The 20458-nt window shown below is 70.5% G+C and carries 16 protein-coding genes; 8 read left to right on the forward strand and 8 right to left on the reverse strand.

Features of this window, described 5'->3' with window-relative positions; genetic code table 11:
- Positions 1-55: 55 nt before the first annotated feature.
- The 3 genes from H3H34_RS05665 to H3H34_RS05675 all read left to right on the forward strand — a co-directional run bounded on the left by H3H34_RS05665 (position 56) and on the right by H3H34_RS05675 (position 3279).
- Positions 56-1156: an acyl-CoA dehydrogenase family protein gene (locus H3H34_RS05665; RefSeq protein ID WP_194744313.1), complete on the forward strand. Its 1101-nt coding sequence runs from the start codon at positions 56-58 to the stop codon at positions 1154-1156.
- 57 nt (positions 1157-1213) lie between these two features.
- Positions 1214-2431: an acyl-CoA dehydrogenase family protein gene (locus H3H34_RS05670; RefSeq protein WP_194744314.1), complete on the forward strand. Its 1218-nt coding sequence runs from the start codon at positions 1214-1216 to the stop codon at positions 2429-2431.
- Between the two features lie 116 nt (positions 2432-2547).
- Entirely contained in the window at positions 2548-3279 is a 732-nt protein-coding gene (locus tag H3H34_RS05675) for an Npun_F0296 family exosortase-dependent surface protein (RefSeq protein ID WP_194744315.1), read from the forward strand.
- On the opposite strand, the gene H3H34_RS05680 is transcribed toward H3H34_RS05675, so the two are convergent.
- The gene (locus H3H34_RS05680; protein ID WP_194744316.1) at positions 3276-4409 is read right to left on the reverse strand and encodes an endonuclease/exonuclease/phosphatase; all 1134 of its coding nucleotides are present in this window, start codon (positions 4407-4409) and stop codon (positions 3276-3278) included. The two genes, H3H34_RS05675 and H3H34_RS05680, sit on opposite strands and share 4 nt — an antisense overlap.
- Before the next feature lie 365 nt (positions 4410-4774).
- On the opposite strand from H3H34_RS05680, the gene clpA reads away from it, so the two are divergent.
- The 3 genes from clpA (at position 4775) to H3H34_RS05695 (ending at position 9625) form a co-directional block, all read left to right on the forward strand.
- Positions 4775-7111: an ATP-dependent Clp protease ATP-binding subunit ClpA gene (gene clpA, locus H3H34_RS05685; protein ID WP_194744317.1), complete on the forward strand. Its 2337-nt coding sequence runs from the start codon at positions 4775-4777 to the stop codon at positions 7109-7111.
- 448 nt (positions 7112-7559) lie between these two features.
- Positions 7560-8582, forward strand: coding sequence for a right-handed parallel beta-helix repeat-containing protein (locus H3H34_RS05690; protein ID WP_194744318.1), 1023 nt, complete (start codon positions 7560-7562; stop codon positions 8580-8582).
- 122 nt (positions 8583-8704) lie between these two features.
- Positions 8705-9625 (forward strand): cyanophycinase, encoded by a 921-nt coding sequence (locus H3H34_RS05695; protein ID WP_194744319.1) that lies wholly within the window; start codon positions 8705-8707, stop codon positions 9623-9625.
- Positions 9626-9640: 15 nt separating this feature from the next.
- Here the strand turns inward: H3H34_RS05695 and H3H34_RS05700 are convergent, their stop codons facing one another.
- Both H3H34_RS05700 and H3H34_RS05705 read right to left on the reverse strand, forming a co-directional pair.
- Positions 9641-10213 (reverse strand): GNAT family N-acetyltransferase, encoded by a 573-nt coding sequence (locus H3H34_RS05700; RefSeq protein WP_194744320.1) that lies wholly within the window; start codon positions 10211-10213, stop codon positions 9641-9643.
- Positions 10214-10217: 4 nt separating this feature from the next.
- Positions 10218-11300 (reverse strand): PQQ-dependent sugar dehydrogenase, encoded by a 1083-nt coding sequence (locus tag H3H34_RS05705; protein ID WP_194744321.1) that lies wholly within the window; start codon positions 11298-11300, stop codon positions 10218-10220.
- Between the two features lie 66 nt (positions 11301-11366).
- Here H3H34_RS05705 and H3H34_RS05710 point away from each other — a divergent pair, with 66 nt between their 5' ends.
- On the forward strand, positions 11367-11861 hold the full coding sequence (locus H3H34_RS05710; RefSeq protein ID WP_194744322.1) for a hypothetical protein: 495 nt from the start codon (positions 11367-11369) through the stop codon (positions 11859-11861).
- A 39-nt stretch (positions 11862-11900) separates the two neighbouring features.
- Positions 11901-14501: an ATP-dependent chaperone ClpB gene (gene clpB / locus H3H34_RS05715; RefSeq protein ID WP_194744323.1), complete on the forward strand. Its 2601-nt coding sequence runs from the start codon at positions 11901-11903 to the stop codon at positions 14499-14501.
- A 15-nt stretch (positions 14502-14516) separates the two neighbouring features.
- Here the strand turns inward: clpB and H3H34_RS05720 are convergent, their stop codons facing one another.
- From H3H34_RS05720 to xseA, 5 genes are all read right to left on the reverse strand, one after another.
- Positions 14517-14771: a hypothetical protein gene (locus tag H3H34_RS05720; RefSeq protein WP_194744324.1), complete on the reverse strand. Its 255-nt coding sequence runs from the start codon at positions 14769-14771 to the stop codon at positions 14517-14519.
- Between the two features lie 126 nt (positions 14772-14897).
- A complete protein-coding gene (locus tag H3H34_RS05725) occupies positions 14898-17768 on the reverse strand; it encodes a TonB-dependent receptor plug domain-containing protein (protein ID WP_207790805.1) in 2871 nt (956 codons plus the stop codon).
- A gap of 173 nt (positions 17769-17941) precedes the next feature.
- The gene (locus tag H3H34_RS13980; protein WP_194744325.1) at positions 17942-18796 is read right to left on the reverse strand and encodes a M23 family metallopeptidase; all 855 of its coding nucleotides are present in this window, start codon (positions 18794-18796) and stop codon (positions 17942-17944) included.
- Positions 18793-19011 (reverse strand): DUF2093 domain-containing protein, encoded by a 219-nt coding sequence (locus H3H34_RS05735; RefSeq protein WP_194744326.1) that lies wholly within the window; start codon positions 19009-19011, stop codon positions 18793-18795. Before H3H34_RS05735 ends, H3H34_RS13980 begins: the two co-directional genes overlap by 4 nt.
- Before the next feature lie 50 nt (positions 19012-19061).
- Complete coding sequence (xseA, locus tag H3H34_RS05740) at positions 19062-20429, reverse strand: exodeoxyribonuclease VII large subunit (protein WP_194744327.1); 1368 nt, start codon at positions 20427-20429, stop codon at positions 19062-19064.
- Positions 20430-20458: the final 29 nt, after the last annotated feature.

The raw sequence follows: 20458 nt of genomic DNA on the forward strand, positions 1-20458 counted from the left end.
GGGGAGGGTCGCAAAGGCGGGCCGCCGCTCCTAGTCGGGCCTTTGAGGAGGCACCATGGACTTCGACCTGTCGGACGACGCCAAGACGCTGCGCGAGGCCGCGCGCAAGTTCCTCGCCGCCGAGGCGGGCCCCGCCATCGCGCGCAGGGCGATGGAGGGCGACGCCCCCCATGACGCGGCGCTCTGGGCGAAGGTGGTGGAACAGGGCTGGCCGGCAGCACGCGTTCCGGAGGCCTTCGGCGGGCTCGGGCTCGGCGCCGACGAGGCCTGCGTGCTCGCCGAGGAAGTCGGCCGCAGCCTCGCGCCCGTGCCGCTGCTTTCCACCATGGCGGTCATCGAGGCGCTGCTGCTCGCCGGAACCGAGGCGCAGAAGGCGCAATGGCTGCCGAAGCTTGCCAGCGGCGAGGCGATCGGCTGCCTTGCCTGGAGCGAGGGCGCGAAATCCCCGGCGCAGATGCCGGACGCGCGGCTCGACGACGGCAGGCTGACGGGCGCCAAGTCCCCCGTTGCCGACGGCCGTTCGGCAACGGTCGCCGTGGTGACGGTCGCAAGCCCCGACGGCCCGGCGATGGCGCTGGTCCCGCTCGAGGCCCCCGGCGTGACGGTCGCGCCAGCCGAGACGCTCGATCTCGTCCGCCGCGCGGCGACCCTCACCTTTGCGGGCGCCGCTGCCGAGCCGCTGGGCATGGCCGGCGACTGGGTGACGCTTTCCGAGCGGCTCGCCGTGCTCCACGCCTGGGAAGCTCTGGGGACGGCGGCAGCCGCGATGGAGATGACGCTCGCCTATGCGAAGGAGCGGCAGGCGTTCGGTCTCCGCATCGGCCGCTACCAGGCGGTCAAGCACAAGCTGGCCGACATGTACATCAAGGGCGAGCTCGCCCGGGCGCACGCCATGCACGGCTGCTGGGCCTGGGGCTCGGACGCGCCCGAGCTCGCCCAGGCTGCGGCAGCAGCGCGCGTTGCCTCGCTCGATGCGCTGCGCTTCACGGCCGAGGAGTCGGTGCAGCTCCACGGCGGCATCGGCTTCACCTGGGAGCACGACTGCCAGCTCTACTACCGCCGGGCCCGGCAGATCGCAGGCGCGCTGGGTTCCCGCGCCCACTGGGCCGACCGGCTCGTGCGCGCGCTGGAACTCAGGAACCGGGCCGCGGCCTGACTGGGAGGAAGCCCGGCCACGGCCGAGGGAAGACGAGACGACGGGAAGGAGGACGCCATGGACTTCAACGACACCCCCGCCGAAGCCGAATATCGCGCGAAGGTCCGGGCGTGGATCGAGGCGAATGCGGCCGAGTATCTCGAGCCGCCGGCCGCGCCTTACGGCCTCGACGAGTTCGTCGCCCGCTCGAAGGCGTGGCAGGCGAAGAAGCATGACGCCGGCTACGCCGGGCTCACCTGGCCGAAGGAAGTGGGGGGCCAGGGCCTCTCGCCCATGCACCAGATCATCTTCAACCAGGAGGAGAGCCGCACCTACGTGCCGACCGGTCTCTACTCCATCGGCCTTGGCATGTGCATCCCGACCGTGTTCACCCACGGCACGCCCGAGATCATCGCCCGCTACGTACCGAAGGCCCTGCGCGGCGAGGAGGTCTGGTGCCAGCTCTTCTCCGAGCCCGTCGCCGGCTCCGACCTCGCCTCGATCCGCACCCGGGCGGTGCGCGACGGCGACGAGTGGGTGGTCAATGGCCAGAAGGTCTGGACCAGCTTCGCCCACCGCTCCGACTTCGGCATCATCGTGACGCGCACCGACTTCGACGCGCCCAAGCACAAGGGGCTCACCATGTTCATCGTCGACATGAAGGCGCCCGGTGTCGAGGTGCGGCCCATCCGCCAGATGTCCGGCTCCTCCGACTTCAACGAGGTCTTCTTCACCGACGTCCGCATCCCCGACAGCCATCGCCTGGGCGCGGTGGGGGATGGCTGGAAGGTGGCGCTCACCACCCTCATGCACGAGCGCCTGGCCGTCGGCGGCAAGCCGCGCCACGCGCCCGGCTACCGCACCCTTCTCGAGGTGGCGAAGGGCATCGAGACCGACACCGGCCCGGCGATCGAGCGGGCCGACGTGCGCCAGCGGATCGCCGACACCTACATCGCCGACGAAGGCGTGAAGCTCACCCAGATGCGCGCGCTCTCGGCGCTCTCGAAGGGCGCGATCCCCGGCCCCGAGCAGTCGATCGCCAAGGTGGTCGTGGCCAAGACCATGCAGGACATGTCGGCCTTCGCCCTCGATCTCGCCGAGGGCGCCGGGCTCGCCGTCACCCCCGGCTCCGATCTCGAGCGGCTGCAGCAGAGCTATATGTGGTCGGCGGGCCTGAGGATCGCCGGCGGCACCGACGAGATCCTGCGCAACATCATCGCCGAGCGGGTGCTGGGCCTGCCCGGCGACCTCCGGCCCGACAAGGACACGCCCTTCAGCCAGCTGAAGCCGCTCTGAGCGGGCCGCCCCGGTCGGGACGCTGCCGCGAAGGGGCGTCCGGCTGCGTGGCAAGGCGCCCCCTTTCGCCCTGAAGATCTGCCGGCAGTGGCCGTGACAGGGGTCGGAGGTCTCCCATGCCCCCTGCCCTGCTGCTTCTTCTGCCTGTCCTCGCCGCCGCGCCGGCCGCCGCGGTGGTCGTCGTCACCTATGAGGCCCCCGGCGTCCAGAATTCCACCGCCACCTTCGACTTCATGGGGGTCGAGACCTTCGAGTCCCGCCCGCTCGGCCCCGGCCAGACCTTCACCACCAGCTTCGGCGGCAGCGCCATCACCGGCACCTACCGCAACGTCCAGATCATCCCGGCCGACCTCTGGGGCGGCGCCGGGGGCAGCGGCCGCTATCCGGTCAACTTCGGCACCGCTGAGTACGAGCTCGAGCTCGCGACCAGCCGCCCGGAGGGCGTGAACTACTTCGGCTTCTGGCTGTCCGCGCTCGATTCGCGGAACCTGCTCCGCTTCTATGACGGGCCCAGCCTCTTCTTCACCTTCACGCCTGCCGACGTGCTGGCCAACGTCACCCCCCAGCACTTCTGCAACCCCAACGCGCCCTTCGGACGCGCCTGCCACGAGCCGTTCGTGTTCGTGAACTTCTTCATGACCGGCTCCGAGCGGCTGACGCGGGTGGTCTTCACCAACAGCGGCGGCGGCACTGGCTTCGAGAGCGACAACCACACCGTGGGCTACTTCACGCACATGAGCGGGAACGCGATTCCCGAGCCCGGCACCTGGGCGATGCTCATCGTCGGTTTCGGCCTCATCGGCCTTGCCATGCGCCGCCGCCGCGACACCTTGAGCGCCGGGGCCTAGGGCTCCGCCGACCGGCGCGCGAAGCGCATCGAGACGGGGCGATGATCGCTCGTGGTGAGCGCCGCCGGCAGGCCGGCGTTGGCCTCGTGGTGCGCGCCATGCTCGACAAGGCCGCCGTGGCGGATGGCGCGGAAGGGCGCGGCGCAAGGCCGATCCGGCCCGGTGAAGGCCTGGGTGAAGAGGATGTGGTCGAGCAGGATCTCGGGGCGCCTGCGGGGATCGAGCGTGTCGCGGAACCGCGCCGTCCAGCGCTGCTCGTCGGCCATGTCGAAGAGGGCATGGTTGAGGAAGCGCGAGGCGAAGAACACGTCCCCCTGGATGTTGGTGACAAGATCGTGGAGCATGAACTGCCGCTCGATCCGCTCCTTGCCCGGACCGTCGTTGAGGTCGCCGGCCACGATCGCGGCATGCTCCGCATCCTCGAGGAAGCGGGCATCGAGATAGGCGCGGACATTGGCCGCCTCGGTTGCAAGCTTGGCGCGCGCCTCCACCACCTTCGCGACAAACTCGGGGTGCTGCGCGAAGCCGTCGGGCGCGAGAACCCCGCGCGGCGGGGACATGCCGATGTGCTTCGACTTCAGGTGGCAGCCGATGATCTCGAAGCGGAAGCCCTCGATCTCGACGAGGAGCACCTGCGGGCTGCGGTAGTGCTGGTGCATCCGCGCCGGGTCGTAGGAGAGGCTCGGCCGGCCGTCGGGCCCCGTTTCCTTCACGAAGCGCGGCATGGCGACCGGCCAGCGGGGGCCGTTGCGGCCGCCGAAGAAGCCGCCCGAGCCGGCCTCGGTCAGCCCGATCCAGCGGTCGAGGTGGAGGAGGCGTGCCGTGGCACCCAGCCGCTCGTGGAGGAGGAACCACAGCCACTGCCGGCCCTGGATGCCGTAGAGCCGGTCATCGCCGCGGGTGACGAGCCGGTAGGCCGGCGCGACGCGCTCGATGAACTCGGCCGCGCGCGCCTCGCCCCGGGGCCCCTCGCCAACGAGGAGGATGTCGGGGTCCATCAGCCGGATCTGGGCAGCGATGGCCTCTGCCCTGAGGGCCGCGGCCGCCCCCGGCTCGCCCGGCCTGCCGAGCTCGGTGAGAAGCGTATCGGCCCAGGCGATGTTCCAGGCCGTGAGCTTGAACCCGTCCACGACGCACTCCCCCTTCCCCCAAACGGAGCCGCTATCATCCGCTTCTGACCGAATCATGACAGGGAAATGGCACGGCAGACGCGCGCGAGCGTGCGACGGACCGAGCCGGGACGGGTTGCAATCGCCGGCTGGACAGCGCATTTAACAATTGGTGCCACCATGGAGGTCGCACGAGGGTCCAGGGTTGAGCGGTGGCGGAAAGACGCCCGGGCGGCGGAGCCGGAGAGGGGTTCCGTCGCCCGGCATCGGCGCCCTGCCCGTCATGCCGTCGCGCCCCGTCTCGCCCCCTTGCACTTTCGCTCAAGCAGGGTGACATTCCAGTCGTAACCCGTCGGGACCGCCCCGGCGGCCAGCTGGAGACCCGCATGCCCTCCTTCTCCCGCGATCTCGAAACCACCCTCCACAACGCGCTTGCCGAAGCCAGCCGCCGCCGCCACGAATATGCGACCCTCGAACATCTGCTGCTTGCACTGATCACCGACGCCCACGCCTCGGTGGTGATGAAGGCCTGTGGCGTGGACCTCGACGAGCTCTCGGCCCAGGTCACCCGCTACCTCGACACCGAGCTCGGCAGCCTGCGCGCCGACTCGAGCGTCGACCCCTCGCCCACCGCCGGGTTCCAGCGCGTCGTCCAGCGGGCCATCCTCCACGTCCAGTCGTCGGGCCGCGAGGAAGTGACGGGCGCCAACGTGCTCGTGGCCCTCTTCTCGGAACGCGAGAGCCACGCCGTCTACTTCCTGCAGCAGCAGGACATGACGCGCCTCGATGCCGTCTCCTACATCAGCCACGGCATCGCCAAGGCACCGGGCATGTCGGAGCCCAAGACTCCGCGCGGCGCGGAGGAGGAGCAGCCGCGCGAGGAGAAGAGGGCCGACGGCCGCAAGCAGCCCGAATCCGCGCTGAAGCAGTTCACCGTCAACCTGAACGAGAAGGCCCGGGCCGGGCGGATCGATCCGCTCATCGGCCGCGAGGCGGAAGTGGACCGCACCATCCAGATCCTCTGCCGCCGGTCCAAGAACAACCCGCTCTACGTCGGCGACCCGGGCGTGGGGAAGACCGCCATCGCCGAGGGCCTCGCGCGCAAGATCGTCGAGGGCAACGTCCCCGACGTGCTGAAGCCCGCCGTCATCTACGCGCTCGACATGGGCGCGCTGCTCGCCGGCACCCGCTACCGCGGCGACTTCGAGGAGCGCCTCAAGAACGTGGTCGCCGAGCTCGAGAAGCTTCCCCACGCCATCCTCTTCATCGACGAGATCCACACGGTGATCGGCGCCGGCGCCACTTCCGGCGGGGCGATGGACGCCTCCAACCTGCTCAAGCCCGCGCTTTCGGGCGGCACGATCCGCTGCATCGGGTCGACCACCTACAAGGAGTTCCGCAACCACTTCGAGAAGGACCGGGCGCTCCTGCGCCGGTTCCAGAAGATCGACGTGAACGAGCCCTCGGTGGAAGACACGGTCAAGATCCTGACCGGTCTCAAGGCGGCCTTCGAGAAGCACCACAAGGTGCGCTACACGCCCGATGCCATCAAGTCGGCGGTTGAACTCTCGGCGCGCTACATCAACGACCGCAAGCTCCCCGACAAGGCGATCGACGTCATCGACGAATCCGGCTCGGCGCAGATGCTGCTGCCCGAGGCCAAGCGGAAGCGCGTCATCGGCGTGAAGGAGATCGAGGCGGTGGTCGCGACCATGGCGCGCATCCCGCCGAAGTCGGTCTCGACCGACGACAAGAAGCTCCTCCACACCCTCGAGCAGGACCTGAAGCGCGTCGTCTTCGGCCAGGACACGGCGATCACCCAGCTGGCCTCGGCCATCAAGCTCAGCCGCGCAGGCCTTCGCGACCCCAACAAGCCGATCGGCTCCTACCTCTTCTCCGGCCCCACCGGGGTCGGCAAGACCGAGGTCGCGCGCCAGCTTGCTGCCCTCCTCGGCATCCCGCTCCACCGGTTCGACATGTCGGAATACATGGAGCGGCACTCGGTCAGCCGGCTGATCGGCGCGCCGCCGGGCTATGTCGGCTTCGACCAGGGCGGCCTCTTGACCGACGCGGTCGACCAGAACCCGCACTGCGTGCTCCTCCTCGACGAAATCGAGAAGGCCCACCCCGACCTCTTCAACATCCTCCTCCAGGTGATGGATGCCGGCAAGCTGACCGACCACCACGGCAAGACGGTCGACTTCCGCAACGTCATCCTCATCATGACGACCAACGCGGGTGCCGCCGACATGGCGCGCGAGGCGATCGGCTTCGGCGCGGTCAGCCGCGAGGGCGAGGACCAGGAGGCGATCAAGCGGATGTTCTCGCCCGAATTCCGCAACCGGCTCGATGCCGTCGTCGCCTTCGACTATCTCCCGCCCGAGGTCGTCGCCCGCGTGGTCGACAAGTTCATCCTCGAGCTCGAGCTCCAGCTTGCGGACCGCGATGTCCACATCTCACTCTCCGACGAGGCGAAGGCGTGGCTCACCGAGCGCGGCTACGACAAGCTCTACGGCGCGCGGCCCATGGCGCGCCTCATTCAGGAGGAGATCAAGCGCCCGCTCGCCGACGAGCTCCTGTTCGGCAAGCTGGTCCACGGGGGTGAGGTGCGGGTACACCTGAAGGACGGAAAGCTCGCGTTCGAGATCACGCCGGCAGCCCCGAGCCGCAAGACGCGCAAGGGCCGCAGCGCCCGCCGGACACCGAGCGAACACAAGGCCTGACGCCCGGAGAGGCGCCGTGCGGGCGGCAGGCCGTCCCGCCGCACGAAGGCCCGGCGCATAAGCGCGCGGCTCGTCGGCGCGCCGTCGCTCCTTGGCATGACCGCGTCAGAAGCGCGGGCCGGTCCCGTCCACGGACGCCCGGGCCGCGTGCCTTGGCTGGCCCCGCCCCCTGCCCCGGCGGCGGGGCGATCGCGGGGCCTCAATCTCCGTTCGGAAAACCGGCGTTATCTTCCTGCTTGCAAACCAAGAACTTGTTCATGGTTCTCACCTTTCACGAAAATCCAAGGTAAATACTTCTAGCAGACTACGCTAAAGACTGTCAGAATTACGTTCGCGCTCACGACGATTGTTCTTTATTGGCACCATCCGCCGCCGTCTCCAGAGCAGGGCGGAAGCGTGACAGATCACGTCACGCAACTGCTTCAGACTGTTCGGCAGGAGACGATCCATGAAGCCCATCTTTCTGGGAACGCTGGCGGCTGCCCTCGCTGCTCCCCTCATCACCCCCGCGCCAACCCACGCGCAAGCGACGCTCGCCGGCGCCACCGTCATCCACTGCTCGGAACTGCCCGGCGTCCTTCGTACCGCCCCCGCCAATGCGGTCGTTCAGATCCACGGCACCTGCACCAACATGGCGCTCAGCGGCCGCACGCTGCCGATCACCATTCTCGCCACGGGCCAGCGCGGCCCGGCGACCATCATCGGCCTGCGCATGAACGGCATCAGGAACCTCACCTGGATCGGCGGCACGATCGAGGCGATCGGCGGCCTCGAGCCGGACGGAAACTGGATCAACCAGCGGGGTCTGAGCGTCGACGGCGGCGAGAACCTCAGCTTCAGCGGCGTCACTTTCCGCCACGCCATGCGCGCTGCCACCTTCACCCGCTCGAACAACGTGACGGTCGCGAACTCGCTGTTCACCCGGCTTCTGTCCGATGGCATCAACCTTGCCGGGGTCCAGGGCGCGGTCATCCGCGGCAACCGCTTCGAGAACTTCTCCCCGCGCTGGTCGACCTGCTGGCGGGACGGTGTCCGCATCGGCTCGAGCCCGATTTCCCGCAGCGCGTGCACGGCGCTTGAGGGCACCTGGCGCGACGGCGACCATCCGGACTGCCTGCAAATGTGGAACTGGGCAGGAAGCCCCCCGCTCAGGGACATCCTTGTCGCCCGCAACGTCGTGCACGCGCCCGGGCTTGGTGCCTGCCAAGGGCTGACCATGCACGGAACCTTCAGCGCCGAGCGAGTCCGCTTCCTCGACAACACCGTCCGCACCGATCACGCGCACGGCATTGCCCTTGCGCACTGCACCGATTGCGAGGTCCGCGGCAACCTGATCGAGGGGATCGAGCGGTTCGGCCTTCCCTACATCACCCAGCGGGCGGAGTTCCCGAACCCCGGCACCGTGGCGTGCAACAACCGGGTGATCACGAACCATCCGCTGAAGACCTTCGGCACCCAGCCCTGCTCCTGACGAGCTTGATCCCTTCCGCCCCGGGCCCGCCCTTCCCTTGGAAGGGCGGGCCTTCCGTTCGGCTCCGCGGGCAGGCATACGGGGGCCTTGCAGCGCCGGACGCTCTGGCGCAGGCGGGCACCATGCGTCCCCCGGCCGCCTTCGTCGTCGCCCTCCTCGCTGCCGCCCTTCCTGCATCCGCAGCCGCGCGCGGCCCGCTCGTTATGGCCGGCGGCGCGATTGCCGACACCAACGCGGCACTGGTCCGCGCCGTCCTCGACCGCCGCCCCGCGGGCAACCCTGCCATCGCCATCGTGCCGGCGGCTTCCGGCGTGCCTGCCGAGGCGTTTGAACGCACGCGCGCCCTGCTCCTGGCCCATGGCGCTGACCCTTCGGACATCCGCCTCGTCCGCATCGCCGCCGCCGACGACCCGGCAACGCCGGAAGACGAGACGCAGTGGGCGGAAGGTGGCGCGAGCGACGCGGAACTGGCGAAGATCGCCGACGCCGGCGCCATCTGGTTCACCGGCGGTGACCAGGCAGTGCTGGCAAGGCTGCTCCGGGCGCCCGACGGCCGAGACACCCCCATGCTCGCCCTCATCCGCCGCCGCCACCGCGAGGGAGCGGTGATCGCCGGCACGTCGGCGGGCGCAGCCGCCATGTCGGATCCGATGATCGCCGGCGGCGACCCCCTCGCCGCAGCCGCTGCAGGCCGGCAGGGGGCCGGGTTCGTCGATCTCGCGCCCGGCCTCGGCTTGCTTGCCACCGGCCTCGTCGACCAGCACTTCAACGCGCGCGACCGGCTGCCCCGGCTCGTCGCCGCGCTGATGGCGCTCCCGCCGCGGGCGCGCCTCGGTTACGGCATCGACGAGGACACCGCGCTCGTCGTCGCGGGGGGCCGGCTCGCGGTCGTCGGCAGCGGCCTCGTGACCGTCGTCGATGCGCGCCGGGCCCGACCGGAGCCGGGAGCGGTGCTCGGCGTACGCGGCCTCTCGCTCCGCTTCCTCGCCGACCCGGCCCGCGCCCCGCCGCGCTCTCCCCCGCCCGCCGCGCCGACGCCCTGAAGGCCAGTGGGCGCGTCAGCGGGCCGGGCGCCACATCGGCTGCATGAGCGGGCTCGCACCGATCTGGATGTCGCGGACCACCCGGAAGCCGAAGCGCTCGTAGAGCGCGCGGTTCCTGGGATTGCTGTTCTCGAGATAGGCGGGGAGACGGTCGCGGTCGAGGCGGGCGAGTGCCGCCTCCATCAGCGCCGAGCCAAGGCCCCGCCCCTGCGCCACCGGGTCGACTCCGATGAAGGGCAGATACCAGTGGGGCACCCCGGGGTGCGCCTCGGCCATGGCGGCGAAGAAGGCGGGCGCGTCGTCCGGCGGCATCACCCCGGCGTCGGCGAAGGCCATGGCCAGCGCGCCCATGTCGGGGCCGTGGCCGGGCGGCAGCCACAGCGCGACAGCGCGCCCATCCTCGGTCGCGAGGGCCGTCCCGAGCGAGAGCGCTGCGCCGCCCATGTGCTTGAGCACGTGCGGGAAGAGGCGCAGATACTGGGCTCGGCCGGGCAGGACCCAGCGCGAAACCGGGTCGGTCGCGAAGGCAGCCACGAGCGTTGCCATGACCGCGTCGGCCTCGTCCGCGCCGGGGTGGCGGATGGTCATCGCCCTAGCGCCGCGACACGCGCAGCACCTGGCCGTCGGGCGCGTCGGTGGCGAGCCAGACCGCGCCATCGGGTGCCACCGCCACGTCGCGGATCCGCGCGCCTGCCGCCTTGAGCAGGGACTCCTGGCCCAGCACCTGCCGCCCGTCGGGAGACAGCCGCACGCGGCGGACCTCGCGGTCGACGAGGGCGCCGACGAGCAGGTCTCCTGTCCATTCGGGGAACATGGCACCACGATAGACGGCGAGCCCCGACGGCGCGATCGAGGGCGTCCAGTCGAGGAGCGGCTCCTCCATGCCCGGATAGCGCCGATAGGGCGAGATGGTCGCGCCCGAATAGTCGCGGCCGCGGGTCGCCACCGGCCAGCCATAGTTGCGCCCGGGGACGAGGATGTTCACTTCGTCGCCTCCGCGCGGGCCATGCTCGTGAGCGTAGACCAGCCCGCGCACGGCATCGAAGGCGAGGCCCTGCGGGTTGCGGTGGCCGAGCGTCCAGATCTCGGGAAGCGCCCCCTCCGTGCCGGCGAAGGGATTGTCGGGCGCCGGCCGGCCTGCCTCGGTCAGGCGCATCACCTTGCCAAGCGGGCTCGTCCGGCGCTGCGCGTCCTCGCGGAAGTCGAAGCCGTCGCCGGTGGTCAGCAGAATGGTGCCGTCGGGCAGGAACAGGAAGCGCCCGCCATAGTGGACGAGGCCGCGCTTCGCTGGAGTCGCCGTCCAAAGCACCTCGAGGCCGACGAGCCGGTCCCCCTCGAGCCGGGCGCGGGCAAGCCGGGTGCCGTTCGCGCGGGGGGAACCGTGAGCATAGGAGAGATAGACGAGGCGGTTCTCGGCAAAGCGCGGATGAGGGCGCACGTCGAACAGGCCGCCCTGGCCGCCCGTCAGCACCCGCGGCACGCCGCGGATGCGCATCACCCGGCCGCCGGCAATCCGAACCAGGCCGCCAGCGCGTTCGGTGACGAGGGCACTGCCGTCGGGCAGGAAGGCAATCGACCAGGGGTGGTCCAGCCCGCCGGCGACCACCTCTGTCCGGAGCGCCTGCGCTGCTGCCGGAGCCGCGAACAGCAACAGCAGCCACAGGATGATGCGCATGGGGCCCCTCGCCGCCGGTTTGACCTTCCGCTACACGAGGGCCTGCGGCAGGGGCAAGGAGGGCCGATGGCGGGCATGGCAGCGGAGAAGGCGGGCGGCATGGCAGCGCGCTGGGGGCGGCGCCTCCTTGCCTTCGCGGCGGCGGTTCTCGTCACGCTCGCAGCGATGAGCCTTGCCCACAGCCTGATGGTGCAGGCCGCGCTCGCCGACCTTGACGTCGCGCTCCCCCTTCCCGTGCGCCTTTCCGGAATCGCCCGGGACCTCCTCGGCCTTGCCCCCACGCTCGCGCCGGTGATCGCCGGGGCCCTTCTCGTCGCCTTCGCAGTCGCCGCGGTCCTGCGGCGGCGCGTGGGCAAGCTCCTCTCCGCGCTCGCCTACCCGCTCGCCGGCTGGGCGGCGACTACCGCCTTCCTGCTCGGGCTGCGCCTGGCCTTCGGCTTCTCGGCGCTTGCCGGTGCCCGTACCGTGCCCGGCTTCCTCCTCATGAGCCTGGGAGGCTTTGTGGGCGGCTTCGTCTTCGCGTGGCTGGTCGGCCGTCGCCTGCCCCCTTCTGTTGCCTGACGGCCACACTATATCCTTGGCAAACAGGAGCAGCAGCACATGAATCTCGAGAAGTTCACGGAGCGGGCGCGCGGGTTCCTCCAGGCGGCGCAGACCATCGCCATCCGTGAGGGACACCCGCGGATCGGCTCCGCCCATCTGCTGAAGGCCCTGCTCGATGACGAGCAGGGCGTGGCGGCCGGGCTCATCGCCCGCGCCGGGGGAGATGCCGCCGCGGCCCGCGCCGAGGTCGAGCGCCAGCTCGCCAGCCTGCCGAAGGTGTCGGGAGCCAACCAGGTGGGGCTCGACACCGATGCCGTGCGCGTGCTCGACGCGGCCGAGCAGGCCGCAGCCAAGGCCGGGGACTCCTTCGTGACGGTGGAGCGGCTGCTGCAGGCCTGCGCGATCCAGACCGGCACCGAAGCGGGCCGGGCCATGCAGGCGGCACGCGTGACGCCGCAGGCGCTCGAGCAGGTGATCCAGGCCCTTCGCAAGGGCCGCACCGCGCAATCGGCTACCGCCGAGGACAGCTACGAGGCCTTGAAGAAATATGCACGCGACCTGACGGCCGCCGCCCGCGAGGGCAAGCTCGACCCCGTCATCGGCCGCGACGAGGAGATCCGGCGCACCATCCAGGTGCTCGCCCGGCGCACCAAGAACAACCCCGTCCTCATCGGCGAGCCGGGGGTGGGCAAGACCGCGATCGTCGAGGGGCTCGCCCAGCGCATCGTCAATGGCGACGTGCCCGACGGGCTCAAGCAGAAGTCGCTCTTCGCGCTCGACATGGGCGCCCTCATCGCCGGGGCCAAGTATCGCGGCGAGTTCGAGGAGCGCCTGAAGGCCGTGCTGGACGAGGTCCGCGCGGATGAAGGCAACATCCTCCTCTTCATCGACGAGATGCACACGCTGATCGGCGCGGGCAAGTCGGAGGGCGCGATGGATGCCTCGAACCTCTTGAAGCCCGCCCTGGCGCGGGGCGAGCTGCACTGCATCGGCGCGACCACGCTCGACGAATACCGGAAGCATGTCGAGAAGGACCCGGCGCTCGAGCGGCGCTTCCAGCCCATCTACGTGGGCGAGCCCTCGGTCGAGGACACGATCTCGATCCTGCGCGGGCTGAAGGAGAAGTACGAGCTGCACCACGGCGTGCGCATCACCGACAGCGCGATCGTGGCGGCAGCCACGCTCTCGAACCGCTACATCTCCGACCGCTTCCTCCCCGACAAGGCGATCGACCTCATGGACGAGGCTGCCTCGCGCCTGCGGATGGAGGTGGAGTCGAAGCCCGAGGAGATCGAAGCGCTCGACCGCCGCATCATCCAGATGAAGATCGAGCGCGAGGCGCTGCGGAAGGAGACCGACCCTGCCTCGAAGGACCGGCTCGCCACCCTCGAGGCCGAACTCGCCCGGCTCGAAGGCGAAGCCGCCGAGCTTTCGGCCCGCTGGGCGGCCGAGAAAGAGAAGCTCGCAGCGGCGACGCGCCTCAAGGAGGAGCTCGAGGCTGCCCGCCTCCAGGTGGAGCAGGCGCAGCGCAATGGCGACTACGCCCGCGCCGGCGAGCTGACCTACGGCATCATTCCCGACCTCGAGCGGCGTCTGGCCGAAGCCGAGAAGGCCTCGGCCGAGGCGATGGTGCGCGAGGAGGTGACGGCGGAAGACATTGCCCAGGTGGTCTCGCGCTGGACGGGTGTGCCGGTTGCCAAGATGATGGAGGGCGAGCGCGAGAAGCTCCTTCACATGGAGGAAGGGCTTGCCGCGCGCGTCGTCGGCCAGGATGACGCGGTGCGGGCGGTGGCGCGCGCGGTGCGCCGCTCGCGCGCGGGGCTCAAGGATCCGGGCCGGCCGCTCGGCTCCTTCCTGTTCCTCGGGCCCACCGGCGTCGGCAAGACCGAGCTCACCAAGGCGCTGGCCGAGTTCCTGTTCGACAGCGACCAGGCGATGGTCCGCATCGACATGTCGGAATTCATGGAGAAGCACTCGGTCGCCCGGCTCATCGGCGCGCCTCCGGGCTATGTCGGCTATGACGAGGGCGGCGTGCTCACCGAAGCCGTGCGCCGCCGGCCCTACCAGGTGGTGCTCTTCGACGAGGTGGAGAAGGCGCACCCGGACGTGTTCAACGTGCTCCTCCAGGTACTCGACGACGGCCGGCTGACCGATGGCCAGGGCCGCACCGTCGACTTCTCGAACACCATCATCATCCTCACCTCGAACCTCGGCTCGCAGTACATCGCCGCGCTTCCCGACGGCGCCGACGTGAAGCAGGCCGAGCCCCAGGTCATGGAGGCGGTGCGGGCTGCCTTCCGCCCCGAGTTCCTCAACCGGCTCGACGAGATCATCCTCTTCCACCGGCTCGCGCCGCAGCACATGGGGAAGATCGTCGACATCCAGCTCAGGCGCGTGGAAGCCCTGCTCAAGGACCGCAAGATCCGCCTCGACGTGACCGAGGCGGCGCGGGCGTGGCTCGCGCGCGTCGGCTATGACCCGGTCTATGGCGCCCGGCCGCTGAAGCGCGCGATCCAGCGCCACCTGGTCGACCCGCTTGCCGACCTGCTGCTCTCGGGCACCGTCCCCGACGGCACGACCATCCGTGTCGAGGACGCCGACGGCGCGCTGCTCCTGGTGCCGGAAGTCGAGGCGGAAGTCGTGAGCCGGGCGGCCTAGGCCCGCAGCCCTTCCCTAGTTTCCGGGGTTGGAGAGGGTCGTCCCCCGCTCCTGCACGTCGCGCGCGTTGCCGCGAGCGTTCTCGGCCAGGCGCTTCCACTCGGCGTTGGTCTTGCAGACGCGCTCGCGCTTCGCACGATTGCCGATCGCGGTGATCGTCTCGCAGCGCACATAGTCGGGATGGCTGCGGTCGAGCTTCGCCGGCGCGGGCTCCTCGGCACGTGCAGGCATGGCCAGCAGGCACAGGGTGGCGAAGACGGGAACGCGCAACGGGAGCCCTCCGGTTGGGATGGCGACGCCCCTCGCGGACGCAGGGCCCGGCTGTCAAGCACCCGGGCAGCGAAAAGGGGCGGGCCCGCTGCCAGACCCGCCCCCATCCCCGATGAGACGCCCCGACTAGAAGCGAAGGTTGAGACCGAGGCGATACTTCCGGCCGATGGCGTCGTAGGTGGTGGGGTAGGTGTTGCCGCTGTTGAAGGCGGTCGTGCCCACCGTGTTGCCGACGACCGGCGGATCCTTGTCGGCGAGGTTCTCGACCGAGAAGGTCACCCGGACATTCTCCCCGATCTGCTGGCCGATGGCGAGGTCGATGTAGTTGTAGGCGTCGATCGACTCGTAGGCGTCGAAGATGGTCGCCTTGTTGACCAGCGGCTCCAGTTCCACCGCCCCGATGTAGCGCCAGCGAAGCGAGATGTCGGTCCCGGTCTTGAGGCTCAGCGTCGGCCGCACCTGGAACGACAGGTTCGGCAGGATCGGGCCGCACGAGATCGAATAGTAGCCGGCGCACTCGCGGTTGGGCGAGGTCGGGGTCGCCTGGAACTTGTTCGAGATCGTGTAGTTGCCGATCATCGAGATGCCGAAGGTGTGCTCGCCGATCGGTGCGCGCCAGCTGAGCGACCAGTCGATGCCGTCGGTCGCGATCTTGCCGAGGTTCGACGAGCCGAGGAACGGACCGAAGGTCGTGTCGTTCGGGCCCGAGAGGCTCCCGGTCAGCGGGTTGCGCCGGATCGAGAGGCAGCGCGGGTCGCGCGGGTCGGACTGGCCGAAGCAGCCGTCGATCACGTCCGCCTGCGAGGGCGAGCTGATCGCATCGGCCACCCGGATCTTGTAGTAATCGATGGTGGCCGTGAAGTTGGCAAGGAAGCTCGGCTGGAGCACCACGCCCGCCGTCCAGGTCGTGCCGATCTCGGGGTCGAGATCGGGGTTGCCGCCCGAGGTGGCATTGATCTGGCCGGCGATCGGCGCCGGGATCGTGCCGATGAGGCTGAGCGGCGCGCCGACGAGACGGAGCTGCTCCTCGCAGAGGGCGCGGACGGTCGGGTTGCCGAGCGGAAGCGCCAGCTGGCACGGGTCCACCGTCCGGTTGGTGAGGAAGGTGACCTGCGGCTGGAACAGCTCGCCGAGGTTCGGGGCGCGCACGGCGCGGGCGTAGTTGCCGCGGATCCGGACCCCCGGCACCGGCGACCAGCCGCCGCCGGCGTTGTAGGTCCAGTTGGTGCCGCTCGTCGAATAGTCGGAGAAGCGGGCACCGCCCTCGATGGTCAGCTCCTGGATGAACGGCTTGTCGGCAACAAGCGGAGCGTTCACTTCCACGAAGAATTCGCGGGTGTCATACTGCCCGCGGATCGGAAGGGCCGGCGCGCCAGCGCCGAGCACTTCGCCGGAGATGGCCGAGAGGCCGTCGCCGCCGGTTGCGCCCTTGTACTTCCGGTATTCGCCGCCGAACGCGAAGGCGATCGGGTTCGAGGCCCAGGGCGTCGTGTAGCCGATGTCGCCCGTGAGCGTGCCCTGGATCGTCATGAACTGCTGCTTGTTGAAGCTGAAGGTCGCGACGTTCAGGAAGTTGAACATGGCCGGCGTAATCGAGCCGTCGGCGCCGAACAGGTTGATCGGCACGCACCCGTTCGACGTGTCGACGCAGGTGTTCCGGTCACGCGCCCGAAGCGCCTGCTGGAGACGCGAGCGCAGGCCCTGACCCTGCGACGTGTTCGTCCGCTGGGATTCGCCGTAGGAGAAATAGACGTCCCAGTCGATGTTCTCGGTGAGCGGCCCGCGCGCGCCGGCGGTCACCTGGAACATGTCGGTGTTGAAGTTGGTGCGGCGCGGACCGGCTTCGGTGAAGCGCCGGCCGATCTGGATCGGCCGCTCGATGTAGCCCGGCGCGTTCGGATTGGTGACCGTGGCTGCGACGGCGCAATCCGCGGGCGAAATGCCGTAGCCCGCGCAGAGCTGCTCGCGCATCGTCGGCGTCAGGAATGGGTTCGAGATGGGCAGGTTCACCGTCGAGAAGAAGGTGCCGGAGGGCGCGATCTGCTGGTCGACGATCGACTGCACATACTGCGCCTGGGCATAGACCTCGACCCGGTCGGAGATCTCGTAGTTGCCCTTGACGAAGATCGAGTAGCGCTCGAGCGGCGTCTGGTAGACGTTGAGCGGGTTGAAGTTGTAGTTGGTGGTGCGCCCGAGGTCGAGCCGGCCCGCTTCCGGGTTCACGGCTGCAGTGAACGGGAAGAGGATGGTGGCCGGCGTTGCCGTCGCCGAACCCTGGGGCCGCCCGGTGGTCGACGACAGGGATTCGAAGCCCCACGGGCGGTCGCCCTGGAGCACGGGGTTCGAATCCGAGTAGCCGATCGAGAGCACCACATTCCCGCGGCCGTCGTCGAAGCTCGCGCCGAGCGTGAGGTCGGTCCGGAAGATCCGCCCGTCACCCTCTTCGGCGAGACCGATGGTCGAGGTGCTGTCGACGCCGGTGAAGTTGCGCCGGGTGATGAAGTTGACGACGCCCGCAATCGCGTCGGCGCCGTACTGCGTGGAGGCACCGCCGGTCAGCACGTCGACCCGCTCGATGAGGGCGACCGGGATGTTGTTGAGGTCGACGACGCCCGCCGTCGTCGCCGGCACGACGCGGCGGCCATCGAGGAGCACAAGGTTCCGGTTGGCGCCGAGGCCGCGCAGGTCGATCTGGGCCGAGCCGTTGGTGCCGTTGTTGACCGCCGGGCCGATGTTGGGGGCCACGCCCGGCAGTTCGCGCAGGAATTCCTCGGCCGCGAGCGGCTGGCGGAAGGTGATCTCGGTCTCGTCGATGACCGAGACCGGGCTGGACTGCTCGATGTTCGGCCGGACGATGCGGGTGCCGGTCACGATGATGGTGTCGGACGCTTCCGCCGAGGCCGTGCTCTGGGCAACGGCGGGCGCCGTGAACGCCCCGATGGCAAGCGCAAGCGAGGCCACCCCGCCCCGGAGCGCCACGCGCGTGACATAGGTCATGATCTGATCCCCTTCCCGATCCGGCGCGAGGCGCCGGCGCAAGCGGCAGCGGAGCCCTTCCGGCTGCCTTCAACGCCCGTCCTATCTCCGAACTGCCGCAAAGCTGTAAAGCGGCCGACGCATGACCGACGCGCGGAGGCCAGGGCGCTGTGGCGCGCCCGCAACAGTTCGGGTCAGCGCGCCTCGACCAGGAGCGCCGGGTCGAGCCGGATCTCCTGGAACGGCGCCTGACCCTCTCCGGCGCGGAGCAGCGACAGGCCCCAGTGGAGGTGCGGCCCCGTCGAGCGGCCGGTGCTGCCGACGGTGCCGAGCACGTCGCCGGCGCGGACGGCATCCCCTGCCTTTACCCGCAGCTCGTGGAGATGGATGTAGACCGAGACCAGCCCGGCACCGTGGTCGAGGAGCACGAGGTTGCCCTCGATCAGGAACGGCCCGTCGGCAAGCCGGACGATGCCCGAGGCCGGCGCCCGGACCGGCGTTCCCGTGGGTGCAGCGATGTCGAGCCCCCAATGCGGGTTGCGCGGCAGCTCGCCGAAGATGCGCTGCGAGCCGTAGACCCCGGTGATCCGCCCCGAGACTGGCAGGCGGAACTGCTCCCGCCAGCCGCTCGCCTCTCCCGGCCGGCTCGCGATCACCCGCTTGGCGGCGATTGTGCGGGCAATCTCCGTCTCCCGCCGCACCACCCATTCGGGCGAAGGGGCATCCGTGGTGCCGAGCGCGGGCAGCCGCTGGACCCGGAAGGTGCGCGGTGTAAGCGGAACATCGGTCACGAGGAGCGTGCCGTCGGCTGCGCGGGCGGTGAGGCGAACCGTGCCTGTTTCGTCACGACCGAAGCCCAGGAGATGGACGCCCGGTGCCGCCGCCGGCACGGCCACGCCGTTCGCGCGGAAGTCGCGCGCGCCGGGCGGCAGCTCCACTCGCACCAGCCCGCCAGGGGTGAAGCGGCCCTCGATGCGGAACGGCGCGGCGAGCGCAGGTGCTCCCAGCGCGAGAAGCAGCCCGGCTGCCAGAACGTATCGGCGCCTCACAGCAGCCCGAGGGCGCGCGCCTCGCGGTAGCGGCGGTTGGCAACCTCGGCGTCGCGGTAGGCTTCCTGCAGCTCCCGGCTCCAGTAGCGCAGCGAGGCGAGCGGAATGGGCTCGCCGGTCACCGCACAGACCACGTGGTCGCCCTGCTCCAGCACTTCGTAGGAACCGGGCAGGTAGCGCAGCCGCGCCCGTCGGCCGGCGGAAAGGTTCAGCATCCCCTGCACCTCACGTCGTTCGTCTCCTCGGCCCGCCCATCGCCAGACCCTCAGAACAGCCGGCCCTGAGCCGGCGCCTGCGGCCCGCCCACCCTCGCCTCCACCTCGCCGTCGCGCAGGCGCAGGCGAACATCTCCCGCCTTCCGCACGGCAGGAGCGTCGGGAAGCAGCCTGCCATCCGGGCCAAGCACCAGCGCGTAGCCCCGCGCAAGGGTTGCATCGGGCGAGAGCGAGGCGGCGAGCCGGAAGGTGGCCTCGAGCGCCTGCCGGCCCCGCTCCAGCCGTGCCAGAAGCAGCTCCGGCCGCAGCCGGCCGGCAACCGCCGCGTGCCGCGTCCGCGCGCGGGCGACGCGCAGGCCAAGCGCACCGGGAAGCGCCGCGCCAGCCCGGTCGCACCGCTCGCGCGCCCGCCCGGCAAGGGCCCGCACTGCCCGCGGCAGCCGCTCGGCGGCGTCGTCAAGCCGCTGGCGGCGGACCTCGAGGAGCGCGGCCGGCCGCGGCAGCCGGGCCCCGAGGCCGGCGACGCGCTCGGCGAGCAGGCCGTGCCGGCGGGCGATGGCCTGGCGCAGGCGGAGCCCCGTCTCCGCCACCCGGAGCTCGAGGTCCGCGCGCACCGGCACGGCCATCTCGGCAGCCGCCGTGGGCGTGGGCGCGCGCCGGTCGGCCGCGAAGTCGATGAGCGTCGTATCCGTCTCGTGGCCGACGGCCGAGATGAGCGGGATCGGCGATTCGGCTGCCGCCCGCACCACCTCCTCGGCGTTGAATGGCATCAGGTCCTCGATCGAGCCGCCGCCGCGCGCCACGATGAGGAGGTCGGGCCGACGCTCAGCGGGCAGGCGGGCGAAGCCGCGGATGGCCGCGGCGATGCGCTGCTCCGCGCCCTCGCCCTGCACCGGCACCGGCCACAGCAGCACCTCGCGCGGAAAGCGGTCGGCAAGGCGATGGAGGATGTCGCGGATGACGGCGCCGGTCGGCGACGTGACGATTCCGATGCGCTCGGGCAGGAACGGCAGCGGCCGCTTGCGCGCAGCGTCGAACAGGCCCTCGGCGGCAAGCCGCCGCTTGCGCTCCTCCACCTGCGCCAGCAGCGCTCCCACGCCTGCGGGCTCGAGCCGCTCGACCACGATCTGGTAGCGCGAGCGGCCGGGGTAGGTGGTGAGCCGCCCCGTTGCCACCACCTCGAGCCCGTCCTCCGGGCGGAAGGTCAGGCCCTGCGCCGTGCCGCGCCACATCACGGCGTCGAGCACGGCGTCGGCGTCCTTCAGCGCGAAGTAGAGGTGGCCCGAGCCATGGCGCTTGAAGCCCGAGATCTCGCCCCGCACCCGCACCAGGCCGAAGGCGGCCTCGACGGTGCGCTTCAGGGCCGCCGACAGCTCGGAGACGCTGAGCTCCGGAATGTTCGCAGGCGCGCTCGCCATGCCCCTGCCTAGCCCGGACGCGGACGACC

The sequence above is a fragment of the Thermaurantiacus tibetensis genome (assembly GCF_015354055.1).
Classification (GTDB): Bacteria; Pseudomonadota; Alphaproteobacteria; order Sphingomonadales; family Sphingomonadaceae; genus Thermaurantiacus; species Thermaurantiacus tibetensis.

Coding starts and splice junctions, on each gene's coding strand:
- H3H34_RS05665 (WP_194744313.1), top strand. CDS start 56: ATGGACTTCGACCTGTCGGACGACGCCAAGACGCTGCGCGAGGCCGCG.
- H3H34_RS05670 (WP_194744314.1), top strand. CDS start 1,214: ATGGACTTCAACGACACCCCCGCCGAAGCCGAATATCGCGCGAAGGTC.
- H3H34_RS05675 (WP_194744315.1), top strand. CDS start 2,548: ATGCCCCCTGCCCTGCTGCTTCTTCTGCCTGTCCTCGCCGCCGCGCCG.
- clpA (WP_194744317.1), top strand. CDS start 4,775: ATGCCCTCCTTCTCCCGCGATCTCGAAACCACCCTCCACAACGCGCTT.
- H3H34_RS05690 (WP_194744318.1), top strand. CDS start 7,560: ATGAAGCCCATCTTTCTGGGAACGCTGGCGGCTGCCCTCGCTGCTCCC.
- H3H34_RS05695 (WP_194744319.1), top strand. CDS start 8,705: ATGCGTCCCCCGGCCGCCTTCGTCGTCGCCCTCCTCGCTGCCGCCCTT.
- H3H34_RS05700 (WP_194744320.1), bottom strand. CDS start 10,213: ATGACCATCCGCCACCCCGGCGCGGACGAGGCCGACGCGGTCATGGCA.
- H3H34_RS05705 (WP_194744321.1), bottom strand. CDS start 11,300: ATGCGCATCATCCTGTGGCTGCTGTTGCTGTTCGCGGCTCCGGCAGCA.
- H3H34_RS05710 (WP_194744322.1), top strand. CDS start 11,367: ATGGCGGGCATGGCAGCGGAGAAGGCGGGCGGCATGGCAGCGCGCTGG.
- clpB (WP_194744323.1), top strand. CDS start 11,901: ATGAATCTCGAGAAGTTCACGGAGCGGGCGCGCGGGTTCCTCCAGGCG.
- H3H34_RS05725 (WP_207790805.1), bottom strand. CDS start 17,768: ATGACCTATGTCACGCGCGTGGCGCTCCGGGGCGGGGTGGCCTCGCTT.
- H3H34_RS05735 (WP_194744326.1), bottom strand. CDS start 19,011: ATGCTGAACCTTTCCGCCGGCCGACGGGCGCGGCTGCGCTACCTGCCC.
- xseA (WP_194744327.1), bottom strand. CDS start 20,429: ATGGCGAGCGCGCCTGCGAACATTCCGGAGCTCAGCGTCTCCGAGCTG.